Origin of the sequence: Algoriphagus sp. AGSA1, assembly GCF_021390545.1 — a bacterium.
Lineage (GTDB): Bacteria > Bacteroidota > Bacteroidia > Cytophagales > Cyclobacteriaceae > Algoriphagus.
On the sequence record NZ_JAJUWR010000003.1, the window covers coordinates 40,589 to 57,441 of the forward strand.

Below are 16,853 nucleotides of genomic sequence, written 5' to 3' on the forward strand. Positions count from 1 at the left end.
AATTTCTATGCCATTAAAAAAGGGTTCCTAAACCAATGATTTCGCCACTACAACCTATCTCAAGCAAATCAATCGGACATTTTTGTCCGCCAGTGGTCAAAAACCATAAAGCGGCAATCAGCAAAGAGTAGTTTTTGACGCTAAAGTGTACTGAACTTTATCGGCTATGCAATTAATAATAACCTATGCTTAATACCACTTAAAGAATTGTCCGGGTCAGCATGCCGCAATAACCCGCAAGATTTTTAATTTTACCAATAGGTACTTTCTCTACTCTCTTATGACTAAACCTGAAATAAACAGCACAAAGGATACGCAAAACATACTAAGGGATAGGCGCTCTTTTCTAAAAAAAAGTACTTGGGCAACACTGTCAACGCTGCTTGGTGCAGAGATTGTCCATGCGGCCACCATGCCTGAGGATTATATTCCTGTAGCCTTGGAACAGGAGTTTGATCCAATGAAAGGCAAAAGCGAAGGAATGATTATCCGCAATGAAAAACCATGGAATGTAGAGCCTGCCCCACATCTATTGAATGATCCTATAACCCCTATTGCCAGCATTTTCATTAGAAACAATGGGTTGATCCCGGAGGATGTGGATGCTGCCACCTGGACGCTGACCATCGGCGGTGAATCTGTGGTAAAAGAGAAAACCTATACCTTGGATGAGCTGAAGAAAAATTTCAAATCCTACACCTATCAACTACAACTGGAATGCGGTGGGAATGGACGGGCTGGTTTCTATCCTCCAGCCTCTGGAAACCAATGGGCGGAAGGAGCTATTTACTGTTCGGAATGGACAGGTGTACGACTAAAAGATGTTTTGGAAGATGTGGGGGTCAAATCGGATGCGGTGTACATAGGCTATTACGGAAAAGACAAGCACCTCAATGGCGATCCAAATAAAGTGGTGATCTCCCGCGGAGTGCCTATTGCAAAAGCAATCCAGGATGAAACCCTGCTGGCCTTTGCGCTTAACGGAAAAGAAATTCCTTTAGCGCATGGCTACCCACTTCGCTTGGTTTGTGGAGGTTGGCCTGCTTCCGCTTCTGGTAAGTGGCTTCACAGGCTAGTAGTAAGAAACAAAGTGCATGATGGCGAGAAAATGATGGGTGATTCATATAGAGTCCCCAAATATCCCGTGGCACCCGGCGAAAAAGTCCCGGATAAGGATATGAAAATCATAGAATCCATGCCGGTAAAGTCCATCATCACCTATCCAAAATCGGGTGCGATGTTCAATACTTCTAAAAAGCTAACCGTACAGGGACATGCTTGGGCTGGGGAGTATGAAGTAAGTCAGCTGGAGGTCAGTACGGATTTTGGCGCAACATGGAGAAAATGCAGTCTTAAAAAACCGGTAAACCGACTCGCCTGGCAGCAGTGGTCCATTGAGTTGAGTTTCCCTCAGGTCGGTTACTATGAGATCTGGGCAAAAGCAACGGATGAGCAGGGGATCTCCCAGCCTATGGTGATGCCGGGATGGAATCCAAAAGGGTATCTGAACAATTCCTGTCACCGAATTGCAGTGAAAGTAAGCTAAGCCCATGAAGAATTTCATCGACCCTAAGTCCCAGTCTTCCAATTCTGAGAAAAACAAACTGTTCAACGGGCTGATGAAGTCTGTGCTGGGAATAGTTGTGATTCTGTTTTTACTGCTTGGACTCATTGTCTTTTTGATTATCCAACCTGACCTATCAGGCGTGGTAAACTCAGGATCTGAAGTGCCTAAGGCTGAACTTCCAGAAAGTGGTTTTTCAACTTCGTCCGAAGTAGTAGATGGAAAAGATATGGAAACCGGCTTGATAGCCTCCAAAGGCTTGGAACTGGTAAAAGCAAACTGTACCAATTGCCACTCCAGCGCACTGATATTACAGAACCGGTTTACCCGGGAAGATTGGCACGCCAAGATTGTATGGATGCAGGAGACCCAAGGATTATGGGAATTAGGAGAAAGTGAATCCCTTATTCTGGACTATTTAGCGGAAAACTATGCACCGGAAGCCCCTAAGGGAAGAAGAATTCCGCTTAGTGGGATCGAATGGTATGAGTTGAAGGATTGAAATCACCTAGCCAATTTCTCTTGAAACTTCTCCATCCAAGTCTCTCTATTAGATATCACAAAATCATACTCACGTCCGTCCACTAGTGTGAGCCGCAAACCATTGCCAACCAGCATGCCAGTCTTTCTTGGTGAGACTTCGGAGATCAAGTTATACGAAATATCAGACTGCCCGGTATTGATATTGAATTTATGGGATTTAAAAATCACTCGCTCATTTGTAAGGAAAAGCTTGCCTCCTACCGCCTCCGCACCTCGGAATAAATTGGCAGACTCTTCAGTTTCTATTATTTCCCCTGGTTCCAGATCAGGGGAGATAATTTTGCCCGCCTTCTCCGCCATCTTTCTAAAAATCAAAGGGTAAACCAAAGCCATAAATAACCCGAAGAAGAATCCCTGAAAAAGCAGGCTTTTCCAGTCATAAAATTCACTGGTGCAGATTAACATCAACCAAAATCCCCAAAGTATCTTTTACCTTGTTAGGGATTTCTTCTAATAATTTTTTAGCCTCCTTTAAGTCAACTACATTTCCGGTATCGTTCTTTCCTATAAAAATGGTTCCGACATAAGCATTTGCAAAACCACAAATCCATTTCAAGTATTAGTCTCGCCAAGTTACTTTGAACTCAATATTTTGTGATTCTGAACTCACTGCCGATAATTAATCATGTTTTAGTTTCAAATTTACTCTTTTTCCTAATGTCATTTTTATGTTCGGGTTTTCCACACTGAGCGATAACGAGTCGCTATACGCAACTCCCTTCCCTCCCTCTAAACCTACTAAACATTTTTAAAACTTCAATCATCACAGAAAGCCGATAAATTCACTTTATCCGACAACAAACGACTACTATCGAATACAAACGACTAGCTACCGACTAAGCGCTGCCACATCCCCCAACTTTGGGTCATAAGTTTTACCTCTGGCGAAAACGACAAACAAATTTTCTAACCAAAACAACAAACATCATGAATGCGCTAAGAAACAAAGTACAGCTAATCGGTCACTTAGGAACCAAAGTAGAATTAAAAACCCTGGAAAGTGGCAAGACCGTAGGGAACGTAAACCTTGCGACCAACGAATATTACAAAAATAAAAAAGGCGAACGTGTCAGCGAAACTACCTGGCACAGACTCGTGGCATGGGGTAAAACCGCAGAACTGCTCGAAAAATATACCGACAAGGGTTCAGAGATCGCCATCGAGGGAAAAATCACCAATCGAGACTACAGCGATAAGGATGGCGTGAAGCGATACGTCACTGAGGTGGTGGTAAACGACTTCCTCTTTTTAGGGGAGAAATCTTCCAAAGTAAGAGAGGAAACCGCTCTTCCTTTCTAAGAGAAAAGAAACATATTTATGGAAGGCTGGATGTTTTATGACTTTCAGCCTTCTCACTATTTTTCAAATACCTTCATCCTAGTCTCTGGATTTTTCAAAATAAAGCTCCGGTAGAATGATTTTAACCTCCTTACCAAAACCTTCTTTCCGCCAATAGAGAATGAAATTAACTTTAGCACTTTTCAAATAATAATTCCTTTCTTCCAAATCTTCAATCTTTTTTATAAAATCTCTAGAGAACTTCAATACTATTCTGCAAGATTATACAAATTGAAACCTTCATTGCTCTGAATGAGCTTTGCCTGCCAGCCATTTTTTATGAGAAGTCCTGTGATTTGAAGTGCTTTCCCAATAGTCTTTGTAAGCAAACAACTAGTTCCACTGAGCCCAGTCATAAGTATATTTTGATCGAATCATTCAAAGGATTTTTAGTATCATCAGACTGTAGCTTGTCGTCTTTTAATAATGCGTGATAGGGTCTGGTAGGAAAAAGTAGCGGTGAGAGATACTATGTATAGATGATATTTGAAGCGTCCACGCCCGCAACAGTCACTGCTTTACCAATGTAGTTCAGATCGTGCTTAAGATCATTATGCCCGCAAATGTATCGGATGCCATTTAGGAACTGGCTAAACTCAGAAACCGACGATTTGTGAAAAGAGCTACCATCATCTTTGATACTTCCTATGTCAAGAATCTTACGGCTTTTTGACTCAATCTTGGTATCAATAAATGCAAGGACTTCATATTCCTATAATGATCATTCTATTCATTTTTCAAGGTGATCATGTCTTTTTTATACTGTGGAAAATGGGAACTTTTGTTTAGTTGATCAGTAAATCCAAAATAATAAATTAATTTTCAAGCACATTCATCAACCTCTTATTTAGGTATAGCTTTTCCTTCCCCCCTACTAAACTTTTTTATAACCTCCTCCCCTCAGAAAGCGAAATATCCCGCTTTATCCGACAACAAACGACTACTATCGAATACAAACGACTAGCTACCGACTAAGCGTTGCCACATCCCCCAACTTTGGTTCATAAGTTTTACCTCTGGCGAAAACGACAAACAAATTTTCTAACCAAAACAACAAACATCATGAATGCGCTAAGAAACAAAGTACAGCTAATCGGTCATCTGGGCACCAAAGTAGAATTAAAGACCCTGGAAAGTGGCAAGATCGTAGGGAATGTAAGCCTCGCGACCAACGAATATTACAAAAACCAAAAAGGCGAACGTGTCAGCGAAACTACCTGGCACAGACTCGTGGCATGGGGCAAGACCGCTGAGCTACTCGAAAAATACACAGACAAAGGTTCAGAGATCGCTATTGAGGGAAAAATCACGAATCGAGACTACAGTGACAAAGATGGTGTGAAGCGATACCTCACAGAGATCGTGGTAAGTGACTTCCTCTTTTTAGGTGAGAAACCAGCTAAAGTCAATGAAGAGGTGGATCTCCCTTTTTGAGGGATTCTGCCCATCAAATTCAAAAGGCCGGAAATCTGAATTTCCGGCCTTGTAATACCTTTTGAATCTCACCCCATTATTGGTGCTAGAAGTTCTTGTCGAACTCACCTCCTCTTTCCAGGCACATAGCGTTCCTCTGCCCTGGCCTCCACATCTTCCCTGTAGAAGGCCACATCCTTAAACTTACCATCCACATAATCCTGAACTTGATCATAAAAATGTGGAGAATCCGGATCTGAGCTTTGTCCTCCCGCAAGAATCGACTTAGCTTTTACTTTTTCACCAAATTCCACAGCTGCCACAAAGCTATTCCCTCTATAGCCGTACAACCGCTTCGTACCAGGATAGGCCTTTGCTCCGAAAGCCGCCAAAGCCCCCCAAGTCCCGGAAGCCATACCCACTGGAGTATATTCCTTCGAATCATCGAAAGGCATATCAATTTCCCCGGTCAAGCGCTGAAATCTATTGATCTCAGACCATGGGATATTCCAGGTTCCAAAATCAGCATTCATCTCATCAAGAGTCTGACTAAATGTCGCCAGTAACTCATTGGGTAATGGGGTAGCGATTTTACTTTTTCCTTCTTGATTGAATGCGATGAAGTTGTTGATACTTCCGTGGTTCCTCATGAAGTTCATACCATAGAAATGTGCCAATGACATAGCCACGGATTCTTTGGAAGTGCGATAGTCCCAAGCTTCTAAAACGCTGATCGGCTCCTTGAATTGTGGATCGGCCACCCCTCGCTTTTCATAAGCTTTTAGCAGCATAGGTATCAGTTTTTCAAAGGCGGGCAAGTAAGGATCATGAGCCAGCTCTATCAGCTCATCCAATGTCAGCTGTGAAGCTTCATTCAAAACCTTAACCGCGTGAACCCCCCGATAATTCTCCTGATCAGGAGCCATGTACAACGGATAATTCTCCCGCTTAGGGCTAAATTCTCCCGCTGCGGTAAATGGCGTGGAATTACAGTTCTGTATCCAGCCTGTGCCGGGATTTAAGATCATAATACTTTCGTCCACGGTATGTAGCCCTTGCCAATCGGAATTGGGGTCTGAGCCTTCCACTGGGTTGGAAAAGTCAAATCCTTCGTTTCTCTTTGGGATAAAATTGCCGTGGAAATAGGCAATATTTCCTTCTGCATCAGCAAAAACCGTATTGTTGGAAGAGTTTGTACGGATATCCATCATTTTCTTAAACTCAGCATGATTACTCAGTTTAGTTCTCGTAAAACTCTGGATAAGGGCGTTTACCGGATCCCAATTGATTTTAGTAGCAACCCATTTGTCATCAATTTTATGAGTGATCGGGCCATGATGGGTCCTGTAAAAAGTGAAAGGCTTTTCTTTTAATTCCTCCTCCACCTTATATTTCAAAGAAACCTGAAATTTTTCCAACGCCCGGCTTTCCTCTCCATACCGATACTCATATCTCCCATCTTTTTCGGTAATATCCTCCACAAACTCATCCATGAAATCCACTTGGGTGGAAGTATGCATCCAGCCTGTTTTTTCATTAAATCCCTGATAGATAAAAAACTGCCCCCAGGTCACCGCACCGTAAGCATTCAACCCCTCTTCGCTCACCACATGAACTTCCGGTCTGAAATAGAATGAGGTATGCGGATTGATAAGCAGCATGGCATTGCCGGAGGCGGTCATCCTACCATTCAAAGCGATTCCGTTAGAGCCCTTTGGTTCATCCAAAAGAGAATGACGGTCAAACCCTTGATCATAAAAAGCCATGACATCTGATTCCTTTTCCGCATAAAAGGCCTGGATCTTTCGAATCGGAATCTGCTCTATATCACCTCCTATAGATCCTTCACTAAAAAACATCGGCATCCAAGGTTCATAGCGGGTGATTACCTGAGGCTTAACTTCAGGATGTGTTGCCAGATAGTAATTCACCCCATCGGCAAAGGCCGTACAAAGTTCCTTAAGCCAATCAGGAGCTGACTCATAAGCGGCTTTTGCTTCGGCTTCGGTCATATAAAGATTAGCTCTAAGATCACTGTATATAGCCCCATGTCCTTCCAGCTCGGCCAGTCTTCCCGTGGCCCATATATAATTACGCTCCACTCTTCTGAAATCATCCTCGCACTGCGAATACAGCAGTCCGAACACAGCATCTGCATCGCTTTTCCCGTATATATGAGGAACTCCATAATCATCCCGGATAATTTCCACCCGACTGGCTGTATCCTCCCATCGCTCAGTCTCGGTAAGTTCCTTGGGTTCGCATGACCAGATTAAAACAGGTAAAACAAAAAGTAACAGTCTAAATTTCATATTTGGGTATTTTTAAAGGCAAAGTAAAATATACTCTTCCAAAATAGACTATTTGTGGAATCTAGGCAATGCGAATTTTATCTGTGCTGAGTATATCTGTTCAGCGGTATGTTCATAGAGATTCTTTTTACCACCTCATCAGAAATCATTTCTTGCTGCCGATAGGCGAAAATCAATTTTTCAACCTGCTCTACCGAACTTGCCCCTATCACCAGGGAACCAACAGCTGGCTGGAGCAATCCAACCCGAATCAAAAAAGCCTCTGGAAGCAAACTGGATTCTGTGATCAACTCACGGATTTCTTTTACCTCAGCTGCTGAATAATCCAAAAACGGTTCTTCTGATTTATTGATCAAAAGCCCTTTTGCGAAAGCTCCCCGAACCAAAACTCTCGTATCTGATTCAGCGATCATAGGAAAAACCGTTTCCTCCGGTCTTCTATCCAAAGGGCTGTACTGCATCATGATTGTGGCTGGTTCACTCATTCCCAGCACCTTTCGGATCACATTGGGGCGAATAGACGAAATACCAAAAGCCCGGATTTTCCCTTGACTTTTCAAGAGATCAAATGCTTCAAGTGTTTCTTCCCAAGGATCTTCCAATGTCCCTCCATGCAATTGATAGAGGTCTATGTAGTCGGTTTGCAACCTTTTCAAACTTGCTTCTACTGCTTTCAGAATATAGGATTTTCTAGGATTCCAGTCCCAGCCGCTACCATCTTCCCTCCATTGGTTTCCGACTTTGGTAGCCAGGAACACATCTTTTCTTTTATGCCGAATAGCAGCCCCTACTACTTCTTCATTCAACCCTTTTTGGTACAAATCTGCAGTATCCAGCAGATTGATGCCACCCGACAAGGCGGTGTCTATTATATTCTTATCCTCTTGCAATTGGCCTTTCAGCGACATGCATCCCAATCCCACAGGGCTGATATCTTCATTTAAAGCAGGCAATCTTCTTTTTTTCATACACCCAAATTCAGCTTTTTAGTGCTGGAATTCAAGTGCTTTTCAAAATCAGGATTTATTAAAAGTTTAATAATTTAAGAAACTGAGAGCATTCTTTCTATAATCCTTATTTTTGGGCTTTAAACCTACTAACATGAAATCGGGTCTGCCTACCTGTGGGGCAGGTAGATTCAGGGCAGGTTATGATCAATGAAAGACAATTGGATATATGAAATCGAGCATGTCGCAGGCGACACACAGAGAGATGATTATCTACTATGCGAGATTCCATGTGACCTATAAAAATCAAAAATAAACACATGAAAAAAATAGCAGTTTTTACTTCTGGAGGGGATAGTCCCGGCATGAACGCTTGTGTGAGAGCAGTCGTTCGTACAGCTATTTTCAAGGGATTGGAGGTATATGGAATCTATCGCGGGTACGAAGGCATGATCGATGGTGACATCAAGCGCATGCAGTCCCATTCGGTAAGCAATATAGTACAAAGAGGAGGTACTGTGTTGAAGTCTGCCAGATCCATGGAATTCAAAACTCCTGAAGGAAGAAAAAAGGCATACGATAATCTCACCGCTCATGGTATCGAAGGATTGGTGGCGATAGGTGGGGACGGTACATTTACGGGAGCCAAAATCTTTTTCGAAGAATATGGAATCCCCACTGTAGGTTGTCCTGGCACTATCGATAACGATCTTTATGGCACTGATTATACGATTGGCTTTGACACGGCAGTCAATACTGCTCTGGAGGCCATAGATAAGATCCGGGACACTGCCGCGGCACACGATAGGATATTCTTCATAGAAGTGATGGGCAGAGATGCCGGATTTATAGCGGTAGAGTCAGGAATTGGCGGAGGTGCTGAGTTCGTGATGGTACCGGAAGCCAAAACCGACCTGGATTTTGTGGTCAAATCCTTGAAAAACCTAAGGAAAAGCAAGTCTTCCAGTATCATCGTGGTAGCTGAGGGTGACGATGCCGGGAATGCCCAGACAGTGATGGAAAAGGTAAAAACCAAACTCAATGACCCTACCAAAGACTTCAAGGTAACTACCCTTGGACATATACAACGTGGTGGCAATCCCACAGCCCGCGACCGGGTTTTGGCCAGCCGATGTGGAATGTCTGCCGTGGAAGGACTGCTCGCAGGATACCAGTATCACATGGCAGGGATCGTAAACCACGAGGTGGTGTTTACTCCGTTTGCGGATTGTATCGGAAAGACCAAACCTCTAAACGAGGACCATCTCAAATTAATGAAAATTTGCAGTATATAAGATGGGGTTCATTCCACTGTTTATCATGCTCGGAGGTGGATGCCTCCTGTTTTTTCTTACCGTAAAAAACACCCTGCAACGCAAACTCAATCACCAGAAGGAGCTTTTATTTAAGTTGAATTCCTTAAATCCGGCATTGGGAATAGTGGTGGAAGACGCATCTGACCCGGATTGGCTGATCGCAGAACTTAAGGACAAAAAACTTGAAAAAGGTATCACCCAAAAGGCCCTGACAATTATCAGGGATCTTAAAGTCAATCGCATCCAATACAACAATCTGCTCCAAAAAGCCCCTTACAACTGGGTAGGAAAAATCGCTCGTTTTCAGCCTATCTGAGATTCTATATAGGCAATGATTTGATCTTTCATTTCAGGTGAAAACCACCTGACCGATTCATCCTTTTTGAACCAGGTCATCTGCCGTTTGGCATATCGTCTTGAATTTCTTTTGAGCAGACGGACTGCTTCTTCCTTGTCGTACTTGCCATCCATAAATCCGAAAATCTCAGAATAACCTACGGTCTGCAATGCATTGAGGTGCCGCCTATCATAGAGCCCGGATGCTTCATCGAACAACCCTGCCGCTATCATACGATCCATCCGCAGATCAATCCTTGTATATAATTCTTCCCTCTCCCGCTCAAGTCCTATTTTGATAACTTTAAAGAACCTATTCTTTTTCGATTTCACTCGGAATGAACTGAACTTTTCACCTGTTCCCCTCCAAATTTCCAACGCTCTCATCAGACGTTGGGGATTTTTTTGATCCACATGGGAATAATACTCAGGATCGTGGGCAGCTACCTCCTCCTGCAGAAACGCTATCCCCTTTTCCTCATATTCCTGGATTAGCTGCCGCCTCACTTCTGCCGGGACAGTGGGCATTTCATCCAGACCATTGACCACCGCATCTGCAAAAAGCCCGGATCCTCCGGTCATTACCACCACTTGATGTTTTGCAAATAAATTTTCAAGCAAAGCTATTGCGTCCTGTTCAAACCTTCGGACATCGTATTCCTCCTCAATGGACAAACTATCCACAAAATGATGGGGAACCTGATTTAATTCCTCAGCAGTAGGTTTGGCAGTACCTAAATTCATTTCCCGGTAAAATTGTCTACTATCGCAGGATACAATTTCAGTCTTGTAATTTTTGGCTAGATTTAAACACAGGTTGGTCTTCCCAACTGCCGTGGGACCCACTACTAGAATCAAATAGGATTGGTGTGACAAAATCAAATCGGATAAATTGCTGAATGTCAAAATTCCAAAGTATTGTAATGAAAAACAAAAAGGTCTTGATTGTAGATTACAATGATGTACACAGACAGCTGATGAAAAACCTGATTGGTCAGCTATACACCGTAGAATCAGTGAAATCTGGCAATCTCGCACTGGAAAGAGTGGCCAACAATAAATTTGATCTGATACTCATAGCCATACAAATGCCTGACCTGGATGGAATCTCTATAGCTAAAGCCATTTGGAGACTATCAAGCTACCAGTACCCCATCATCGCTGTTTCTTCTTATTCTGCAGAATCCGCCAGACAGTGTTTTCTGGAAATCGGCTTTATCGATTTGATCAACAAACCTATCAGACCAAAAGAATTTCTAGACAAAATCGCTGGGTTTTTCACCTCCCAAATTGAAAATGAAAACGGATCAAAAGACAGCGTATCAATCTTGGACAAAAATATTTTACACCAATTATCAAAGTATAAATCTGCAAAGAACATAAGGTCTTTGTATATTGATTTTCTTGCTGAATTCGACCAATTGATGGAAAAGCTGGAAATAGCTTTTGAAGAAAAAAACAAAAAAAACCTGATCGAAAATCTTCATACCATAAAAGGAAATTCAGGAAGTTTGGGTGCAAATGTGATTTATACAGTAGCTACAAAAGCTGATAGGCTGGCACGTGCCGAAGATTGGGATACTCTGGAAAACATGCTTGAAAAACTCAGAAATGAACGCGTTTTATTTGAAAAATATCTCGAAGAAGAAACTACTTTTAACCTATGAATGACTCCAAAAAAATTCTCGTCGGCGAAGACAGTTCTATTATTCTAAACTTGACGAAGAGCATTCTTTCTTTTGAAAATTATCAGATGAAAGCAGCTAAAAACGGCAAACAGGTACTGGAAATGCTCGAAAAAGAGAATTTCGATCTAATCTTAATGGATCTAAACATGCCTGTGCTGGACGGGGCTACCTGTACCAAAATGATCAGAAGCTTATCCGACGAAACTAAATCCAAACTGCCTATTATAGCCATTACAGGCAATATGGGTAATTTTACAATGGATGAGTTCAGGAGACTGGGTTTTGATGACTTCATACAGAAGCCACTGGATTATGACAAACTACTGGCTACGGTCAAGAAATTTCTAAGTTGATATGGTAATCAAACACACCAAGCACTTTTTGGACAAACTGGAAAATCTATTCGCTTCGTCAGAATACATGCTGCGTTATGAAAAAGGAAACTTCAAATCCGGCTACTGTGTATTGAAGGATGCTAAAATCGTTATAGTAAATAAATATTTCCCCCTAGAGGGAAAAATCAATGCACTTATAGATATTTTGATTGATCTGAACCTTGACCCCTCAGACTTCCAGGACAAAGCAAATCATGACTTTCTCACCGAGCTGAGGCAAACCCAATTAAAGTTTTGAAAGTTACTTTTTTAGGAACCGGCACTTCTCAGGGAGTACCATTGATAGGATGTAATTGCAAGGTATGTAGATCGCTGGATTTCAGAGATAAGAGATTCAGGGCTTCGATCCATATCCAGATCGGTGAATTGTCACTCGTCATCGACACCGGGCCGGACTTTAGAAGCCAGATGTTAAGGGAGGGGATTACCAGGTTAGATGCGGTGGTTTATACCCATGAGCACAAGGATCACACAGCAGGCCTCGACGATATCAGACCGTTCAACTTTAAGCAACAAAAGGACATGCCAGTCTTTGGCAGAGTTCAGGTGTTAGATCAGATCAAAAGGGAATTCTCCTATATTTTCACGGGGAAAAAATATCCCGGTGTCCCAAGGGTAAGGACTATTGAAATCGACGAGAACCCTTTTACCATCCATGGAATCACGATCACCCCTGTTCCGGTGATGCATTATAAACTGCCCGTTTTAGGTTTCAGGATCGGTGATTTCACTTACATCACGGATGCTAACTATATCCCAGAAGAATCATTCAGACTTATGGAAGGTACAGAAACCCTGGTTCTAAATGCTTTGCAGAAAGAACCCCACATTTCCCATTTCACTTTGGGAGAGGCTATAAGTGTCGCAAAGAGAATCGGGGCTAAACAGACCTATTTCACGCATATCTCCCATAAACTGGGCCTGCATCGTACAGTCGAAGAGGAATTACCTGCAGGAATAGCCTTGGCCTATGACGGGCTTCAGCTAACTTTGGGATAATGCATCTTAATTATCACTTTCTGAAATACCTCTGCCCCGAGCTGGAAGCAGCTTTTATAGGCAAACGATTCACTTCCTGTTTTTCACAAAACAAGGACGAATTGATCTTAGAAGCGCATGATGGGATAGAGTCAAGGTATATCCGTGCACATTTTCATCCTCCCCAGATTTATCTTTCCTTCCCTGCAGATTTCCAGCGCGCCAAACGCAACAGCATAGACCTCTTCAAAGAACTGATCGGGGATGACATTGTAGCTTGTAAAGCAGTGGATTTTGAACGTGCTTTTTATTTCAAACTCGGATCAGGCAAAACCCTCCTTTTCAAACTACATGCAAACAGAAGCAACGTATTGCTTTACGAGCCAGACAGCGAGTTCCCTAAAATAATCTTCCGAAATGGGATTGCTGAGGACAGAGAGCTGAATTGGATGACTTTGAACAAGGAATTTGACTTAAGCAGGAAAAACTTCGAAGTGTTAGCCGGGAATGCTTCCAAATTCCTTCCGACATTAGGCACTGTTCCCAGACAGTGGCTTAAAGAAAAAGGCTATCCCGAGACAGATCTTGACAGCAAATGGGCTCTCATGCAGGATCTTCTGGACATGCTGGACACACCGCTCTTTTCTTTAGTTGAAAAAAAAGGAGAAATCCATCTCAGCCTCCTACCTGAAGAAAATCCAATCAAGACTTTTTCCAATCCGATCCAGGCAGTCAACGAATTGTTTTATTTGGCACTGGTTAGGGGGAATTTTGAAAAAGAAAAAAACACGCTGCTGAAAAAATACCAAGAACTCCTCAAAAGAACCAATTCCTATATCTATAAATCCGGACAAAAACTGGATGAACTCCGAAATGCCGCACCTCCATCCCAGCTAGCGGATGTCATCATGGCTAATTTACATGAGTTTCAAGCTGGGAAACTGCAAGCTGAATTGATGGATTTTTACACAGGAAAAACTATCCTGGTAAAGCTCAAGCCCAACCAAAAACCCCAAGATTATGCGGCTTCCCTTTACCGGAAAAATAAAAACAGGAAGCTGGAATGGGAGCAACTGGAAAAAACCATAGAGTCAAAAATAAAACTGGCAACCTCCTTGGAATCTAAAATTGAGGAGCTGGGCACTATAGAAGATTTCAGAACTTTAAAGGCCTTCCAAAAGACACATGGCGAGGACAAAGCAATACTAAAGGAGGCTGTGGTATTGCCTTTCAAAACATTTGAATTCGGCGGATTCCCTATATATGTAGGCAAATCCTCACAGACAAACGATGAAATGCTTCGTGGCTATAGCAAGAAAGACGACATCTGGTTACACGCCCGAATGGTAGCGGGCTCCCATGTGTTGATCAAGACCTCTGGCCTGAAGCACATTCCCGGAGCAGTACTGGAAACTGCCGCTGCTTTGGCGGCATTCTATTCCAAAAACAAGAATGAGACCCTGGCTCCGGTCATCTACACAGAGGCAAAATATGTAAGAAAGGTAAAAGGATCACCTGCAGGATCGGTGATGGTCGAAAAGGAAAAAGTCTTGATGGTGGTACCACGAGGCCCAGAGGAGATTTTTGGCAAGGCAGAATAGCCTATAGCCAGTCGCTGTGACCAACAGTTAAAGTTTAAGGACAGCCACCTTTTATAGTTGGGATCTTATTAGACATCATCTGTTCTCTTTACCCCCTCAGCCCAGAAACAAAAAAAGTCCTCGGTAGATCCAAGGACTCTTATTTTGATCAAGGAAAACCTATTCTACAATGTGAATCTTGAGCATATTGGTTTTACCATTGGATTTAAGCGGCATGCTGCCTGTATTGATGATTATATCCCCTGACTTCACATGATCATCATTTTTCAGCGTATTTTCAATATCCAAGAATGTCGCATCAGTGGAAACTTGATTTTCGTAGAAGTAAGCCCTTACTCCCCATACAAGGCTCATCTGCGTGATCAGAGGCTTATTTCTGGTGAACACAAAAATGCTCGCTGATGGTCTGTGGGAAGCAATTCGAAATCCTGTAAATCCAGAAGAAGTGATTCCCACAATCGCTTTTGCCTTCACGTTTCTGGACAATCTGGAAGCCATCAAAACCAAATTGTTGCTTAAGAAGGTGTCGTCATCTTCAGGGATTTTATAAAGGTTATGGTAGATATCAGCATTTTTCTCGAGGTAACTGATGATGCTGCTCATGGCTTTCACCGCATTTACCGGGTATTTCCCAGAAGCAGTTTCTGCAGAAAGCATCACTGCGTCAGCACCGTCCAATACGGCATTGGCAACATCATTCGTTTCCGCCCGTGTAGGTCGTGGATTAGTGATCATACTTTCCATCATCTGGGTAGCGATGATCACAGGCTTACAGGCTAGTTTACATTTCTCCACTATTCTTTTTTGCCAAAGGGGGACAATCTCCATAGGTACCTCCACTCCCAAATCACCTCTTGCGACCATTATAGCATCAGTAGCATCTATGATAGCATCTATATTCTCAAGTGCTTCCGGCTTTTCGATTTTGGCTACAATCTTACAAACCTTGTCTTTGGCTTCTATTCTTTGTCTTAAATCAATGATATCTTCTGCCGATCTCACGAAGGAGAGCGCTATCCAATCTACCTCTTGTTCTAAGCCGAAGGCTAAATCTTCAATATCCTTTTCAGTAAGAGAAGGGGCACTTACTTTGGTACTAGGCAGATTGATTCCTTTTCTTGATTTCAATATCCCCCCGTGGATGACCGTACAATTGACATTTTTCCCGTCAGTATCATTTACCACAACCTCCAGATTACCGTCATCTATTAGGATTCGGTCACCTGTCACCACATCGTTAGGAAGGTTTTGATAAACAGTACTCACGAGGCTGCTATTGCCTACTACTGGATCATTGGTAATTGTGATTGAATCCCCCGCTTTGATTTCCACGCCATTATTTTCCACTTCACCTACTCGGATTTTCGGGCCTTGAAGATCCTGAAGGATCCCAAGATTGAGTCCATCTTCCTTGTTTATTCTACGGATAATATCCGCTACTTCAGCATGGATATCATGTGTGCCATGGGAAAAATTGAGTCGAAACACATTGGCACCGGCTGCCGCAAGGCTTTTGATGGTTTCGTAATTATTGGAAGCTGGGCCTATTGTTGCGAGAATCTTAGTTTTATTGAAATGGCTCATTATTGAATTAATAAGTTAATAGGTTTTCTTTTGATTTAAGTTTACTTACGTCCAGCTTCATTACATTTTGTACGTAGCGATTTTTTGCCAGCTGGTTGGCAAATGTATTAATACTTATTTGAAAGGTCTCGTCCTGGACCAAAAGGAAATAGTCCATTGATTTCAGTTCAGGAATCAAATAGGCCACTTGGTTGGTAGAGTTTAACGCCTTATTTCGGAGTAGCTGAACAAATCCATGCGGTAAAGAAAGGAAATATTGGGCGATTTTCAGGCTTGGTTGGGTCATAAATTCCAAAGAAAGATCATCTGATTTGATTAGATTGAGGTCTAATTCTCTATTGATCACCCAGGCCATCTTATAATCCCTAACAGGCGATACAAGACCCAAAACCTCGAAATCATACGTATGTTCTATTAGTAATTTGACCTTCTTCATGCAGGGAAAAAATGAATCAAAACAAAGTTAGAAAATATAATTCAACTTCCGGGAACTATCAATTGCATAAAAATTTACTTGGATCTTTTCTTTGTCAATTAGGTATTAAATATATTTCTTTGCGAAGTGTTATTAACTAAACTGATCACAAAATGTCTGAAATTGCACAAAAAGTAAAAGCCATCATTGTTGACAAACTTGGCGTAGAAGAGTCTGAAGTTACTTTGGAGGCTAGTTTTACCAATGATCTTGGTGCTGATTCTCTTGATACTGTAGAATTGATTATGGAGTTCGAAAAAGAATTCAACATCTCTATCCCTGATGATCAGGCAGAGCAAATCGGGACTGTGGGACAAGCAGTTACCTATTTGGAAGCTAACGTAAAATAATAATTCCTAAATT

General features: G+C 42.3%; 19 protein-coding genes. 12 read left to right on the top strand and 7 right to left on the bottom strand.

Annotation, left to right across the window (positions count from 1 at the left end; all coding sequences use genetic code 11):
* Window positions 1–280: 280 nt before the first annotated feature.
* Both LZF95_RS02440 and LZF95_RS02445 read left to right on the top strand, forming a co-directional pair.
* The gene (locus LZF95_RS02440; protein WP_233753407.1) at window positions 281–1,546 is read left to right on the top strand and encodes a sulfite oxidase; all 1,266 of its coding nucleotides are present in this window, start codon (window positions 281–283) and stop codon (window positions 1,544–1,546) included.
* Window positions 1,547–1,550: 4 nt separating this feature from the next.
* Window positions 1,551–2,066, top strand: coding sequence for a hypothetical protein (locus LZF95_RS02445; RefSeq protein WP_233753408.1), 516 nt, complete (start codon window positions 1,551–1,553; stop codon window positions 2,064–2,066).
* A gap of 2 nt (window positions 2,067–2,068) precedes the next feature.
* Here LZF95_RS02445 and LZF95_RS02450 read toward each other — a convergent pair whose 3' ends face one another.
* Together LZF95_RS02450 and LZF95_RS02455 are read right to left on the bottom strand one after the other, a co-directional pair.
* Window positions 2,069–2,512, bottom strand: a complete 444-nt coding sequence (locus tag LZF95_RS02450) for a GRAM domain-containing protein (RefSeq protein WP_233753409.1) — start codon at window positions 2,510–2,512, stop codon at window positions 2,069–2,071.
* On the bottom strand, window positions 2,493–2,663 hold the full coding sequence (locus LZF95_RS02455) for a helix-turn-helix domain-containing protein (RefSeq protein WP_233753410.1): 171 nt from the start codon (window positions 2,661–2,663) through the stop codon (window positions 2,493–2,495). The genes LZF95_RS02450 and LZF95_RS02455 overlap by 20 nt, the downstream gene beginning before the upstream one ends.
* A 371-nt stretch (window positions 2,664–3,034) precedes the next feature.
* Here LZF95_RS02455 and LZF95_RS02460 point away from each other — a divergent pair, with 371 nt between their 5' ends.
* Window positions 3,035–3,406, top strand: coding sequence for a single-stranded DNA-binding protein (locus LZF95_RS02460; RefSeq protein WP_233753411.1), 372 nt, complete (start codon window positions 3,035–3,037; stop codon window positions 3,404–3,406).
* Window positions 3,407–4,507: 1,101 nt separating this feature from the next.
* A complete protein-coding gene (locus LZF95_RS02465; RefSeq protein WP_233753412.1) occupies window positions 4,508–4,879 on the top strand; it encodes a single-stranded DNA-binding protein in 372 nt (123 codons plus the stop codon).
* A 104-nt stretch (window positions 4,880–4,983) separates the two neighbouring features.
* On the opposite strand, the gene LZF95_RS02470 is transcribed toward LZF95_RS02465, so the two are convergent.
* The gene (locus LZF95_RS02470) at window positions 4,984–7,170 is read right to left on the bottom strand and encodes an acylase (RefSeq protein WP_233753413.1); all 2,187 of its coding nucleotides are present in this window, start codon (window positions 7,168–7,170) and stop codon (window positions 4,984–4,986) included.
* Between the two features lie 77 nt (window positions 7,171–7,247).
* Entirely contained in the window at window positions 7,248–8,138 is an 891-nt protein-coding gene (locus LZF95_RS02475; protein ID WP_233753414.1) for an aldo/keto reductase, read from the bottom strand.
* Window positions 8,139–8,437: 299 nt separating this feature from the next.
* Here LZF95_RS02475 and pfkA point away from each other — a divergent pair, with 299 nt between their 5' ends.
* Both pfkA and LZF95_RS02485 read left to right on the top strand, forming a co-directional pair.
* A complete protein-coding gene (gene pfkA, locus LZF95_RS02480; protein ID WP_233753415.1) occupies window positions 8,438–9,412 on the top strand; it encodes a 6-phosphofructokinase in 975 nt (324 codons plus the stop codon).
* Between the two features lies 1 nt (window position 9,413).
* A complete protein-coding gene (locus tag LZF95_RS02485) occupies window positions 9,414–9,749 on the top strand; it encodes a hypothetical protein (protein ID WP_233753416.1) in 336 nt (111 codons plus the stop codon).
* Here the strand turns inward: LZF95_RS02485 and miaA are convergent.
* Window positions 9,737–10,645, bottom strand: coding sequence for a tRNA (adenosine(37)-N6)-dimethylallyltransferase MiaA (gene miaA, locus LZF95_RS02490; protein ID WP_233753558.1), 909 nt, complete (start codon window positions 10,643–10,645; stop codon window positions 9,737–9,739). The two genes, LZF95_RS02485 and miaA, sit on opposite strands and share 13 nt — an antisense overlap.
* A 47-nt stretch (window positions 10,646–10,692) precedes the next feature.
* Here miaA and LZF95_RS02495 point away from each other — a divergent pair, with 47 nt between their 5' ends.
* From LZF95_RS02495 to LZF95_RS02515, 5 genes are read left to right on the top strand one after another with little or no spacing between them, the layout of a single operon-like run.
* Window positions 10,693–11,436 (top strand): response regulator, encoded by a 744-nt coding sequence (locus LZF95_RS02495; RefSeq protein ID WP_233753417.1) that lies wholly within the window; start codon window positions 10,693–10,695, stop codon window positions 11,434–11,436.
* On the top strand, window positions 11,433–11,810 hold the full coding sequence (locus LZF95_RS02500) for a response regulator (RefSeq protein WP_233753418.1): 378 nt from the start codon (window positions 11,433–11,435) through the stop codon (window positions 11,808–11,810). Before LZF95_RS02495 ends, LZF95_RS02500 begins: the two co-directional genes overlap by 4 nt.
* Window position 11,811: 1 nt before the next feature.
* The gene (locus LZF95_RS02505) at window positions 11,812–12,090 is read left to right on the top strand and encodes a hypothetical protein (protein WP_233753419.1); all 279 of its coding nucleotides are present in this window, start codon (window positions 11,812–11,814) and stop codon (window positions 12,088–12,090) included.
* Window positions 12,087–12,851: an MBL fold metallo-hydrolase gene (locus tag LZF95_RS02510; protein WP_233753420.1), complete on the top strand. Its 765-nt coding sequence runs from the start codon at window positions 12,087–12,089 to the stop codon at window positions 12,849–12,851. The genes LZF95_RS02505 and LZF95_RS02510 overlap by 4 nt, the downstream gene beginning before the upstream one ends.
* The gene (locus LZF95_RS02515) at window positions 12,851–14,431 is read left to right on the top strand and encodes an NFACT RNA binding domain-containing protein (protein WP_233753421.1); all 1,581 of its coding nucleotides are present in this window, start codon (window positions 12,851–12,853) and stop codon (window positions 14,429–14,431) included. Before LZF95_RS02510 ends, LZF95_RS02515 begins: the two co-directional genes overlap by 1 nt.
* 159 nt (window positions 14,432–14,590) lie before the next feature.
* Here the strand turns inward: LZF95_RS02515 and pyk are convergent, their stop codons facing one another.
* Together pyk and LZF95_RS02525 are read right to left on the bottom strand one after the other, a co-directional pair.
* Window positions 14,591–16,015, bottom strand: coding sequence for a pyruvate kinase (gene pyk / locus LZF95_RS02520; RefSeq protein ID WP_233753422.1), 1,425 nt, complete (start codon window positions 16,013–16,015; stop codon window positions 14,591–14,593).
* Window positions 16,016–16,022: 7 nt separating this feature from the next.
* Window positions 16,023–16,451: an IPExxxVDY family protein gene (locus tag LZF95_RS02525; protein ID WP_233753423.1), complete on the bottom strand. Its 429-nt coding sequence runs from the start codon at window positions 16,449–16,451 to the stop codon at window positions 16,023–16,025.
* A 152-nt stretch (window positions 16,452–16,603) separates the two neighbouring features.
* Between LZF95_RS02525 and LZF95_RS02530 the strand changes: the two genes are divergently transcribed.
* The gene (locus LZF95_RS02530) at window positions 16,604–16,840 is read left to right on the top strand and encodes an acyl carrier protein (protein ID WP_057940051.1); all 237 of its coding nucleotides are present in this window, start codon (window positions 16,604–16,606) and stop codon (window positions 16,838–16,840) included.
* Window positions 16,841–16,853 lie beyond the last annotated feature (13 nt).

Coding starts and splice junctions, on each gene's coding strand:
- LZF95_RS02475 (WP_233753414.1), bottom strand. CDS start 8,138: ATGAAAAAAAGAAGATTGCCTGCTTTAAATGAAGATATCAGCCCTGTG.
- pfkA (WP_233753415.1), top strand. CDS start 8,438: ATGAAAAAAATAGCAGTTTTTACTTCTGGAGGGGATAGTCCCGGCATG.
- LZF95_RS02465 (WP_233753412.1), top strand. CDS start 4,508: ATGAATGCGCTAAGAAACAAAGTACAGCTAATCGGTCATCTGGGCACC.
- LZF95_RS02460 (WP_233753411.1), top strand. CDS start 3,035: ATGAATGCGCTAAGAAACAAAGTACAGCTAATCGGTCACTTAGGAACC.
- LZF95_RS02485 (WP_233753416.1), top strand. CDS start 9,414: ATGGGGTTCATTCCACTGTTTATCATGCTCGGAGGTGGATGCCTCCTG.
- LZF95_RS02450 (WP_233753409.1), bottom strand. CDS start 2,512: ATGTTAATCTGCACCAGTGAATTTTATGACTGGAAAAGCCTGCTTTTT.
- LZF95_RS02470 (WP_233753413.1), bottom strand. CDS start 7,170: ATGAAATTTAGACTGTTACTTTTTGTTTTACCTGTTTTAATCTGGTCA.
- LZF95_RS02505 (WP_233753419.1), top strand. CDS start 11,812: ATGGTAATCAAACACACCAAGCACTTTTTGGACAAACTGGAAAATCTA.
- LZF95_RS02445 (WP_233753408.1), top strand. CDS start 1,551: ATGAAGAATTTCATCGACCCTAAGTCCCAGTCTTCCAATTCTGAGAAA.
- LZF95_RS02530 (WP_057940051.1), top strand. CDS start 16,604: ATGTCTGAAATTGCACAAAAAGTAAAAGCCATCATTGTTGACAAACTT.
- LZF95_RS02440 (WP_233753407.1), top strand. CDS start 281: ATGACTAAACCTGAAATAAACAGCACAAAGGATACGCAAAACATACTA.
- LZF95_RS02500 (WP_233753418.1), top strand. CDS start 11,433: ATGAATGACTCCAAAAAAATTCTCGTCGGCGAAGACAGTTCTATTATT.
- LZF95_RS02495 (WP_233753417.1), top strand. CDS start 10,693: ATGAAAAACAAAAAGGTCTTGATTGTAGATTACAATGATGTACACAGA.
- LZF95_RS02525 (WP_233753423.1), bottom strand. CDS start 16,451: ATGAAGAAGGTCAAATTACTAATAGAACATACGTATGATTTCGAGGTT.
- pyk (WP_233753422.1), bottom strand. CDS start 16,015: ATGAGCCATTTCAATAAAACTAAGATTCTCGCAACAATAGGCCCAGCT.
- LZF95_RS02515 (WP_233753421.1), top strand. CDS start 12,851: ATGCATCTTAATTATCACTTTCTGAAATACCTCTGCCCCGAGCTGGAA.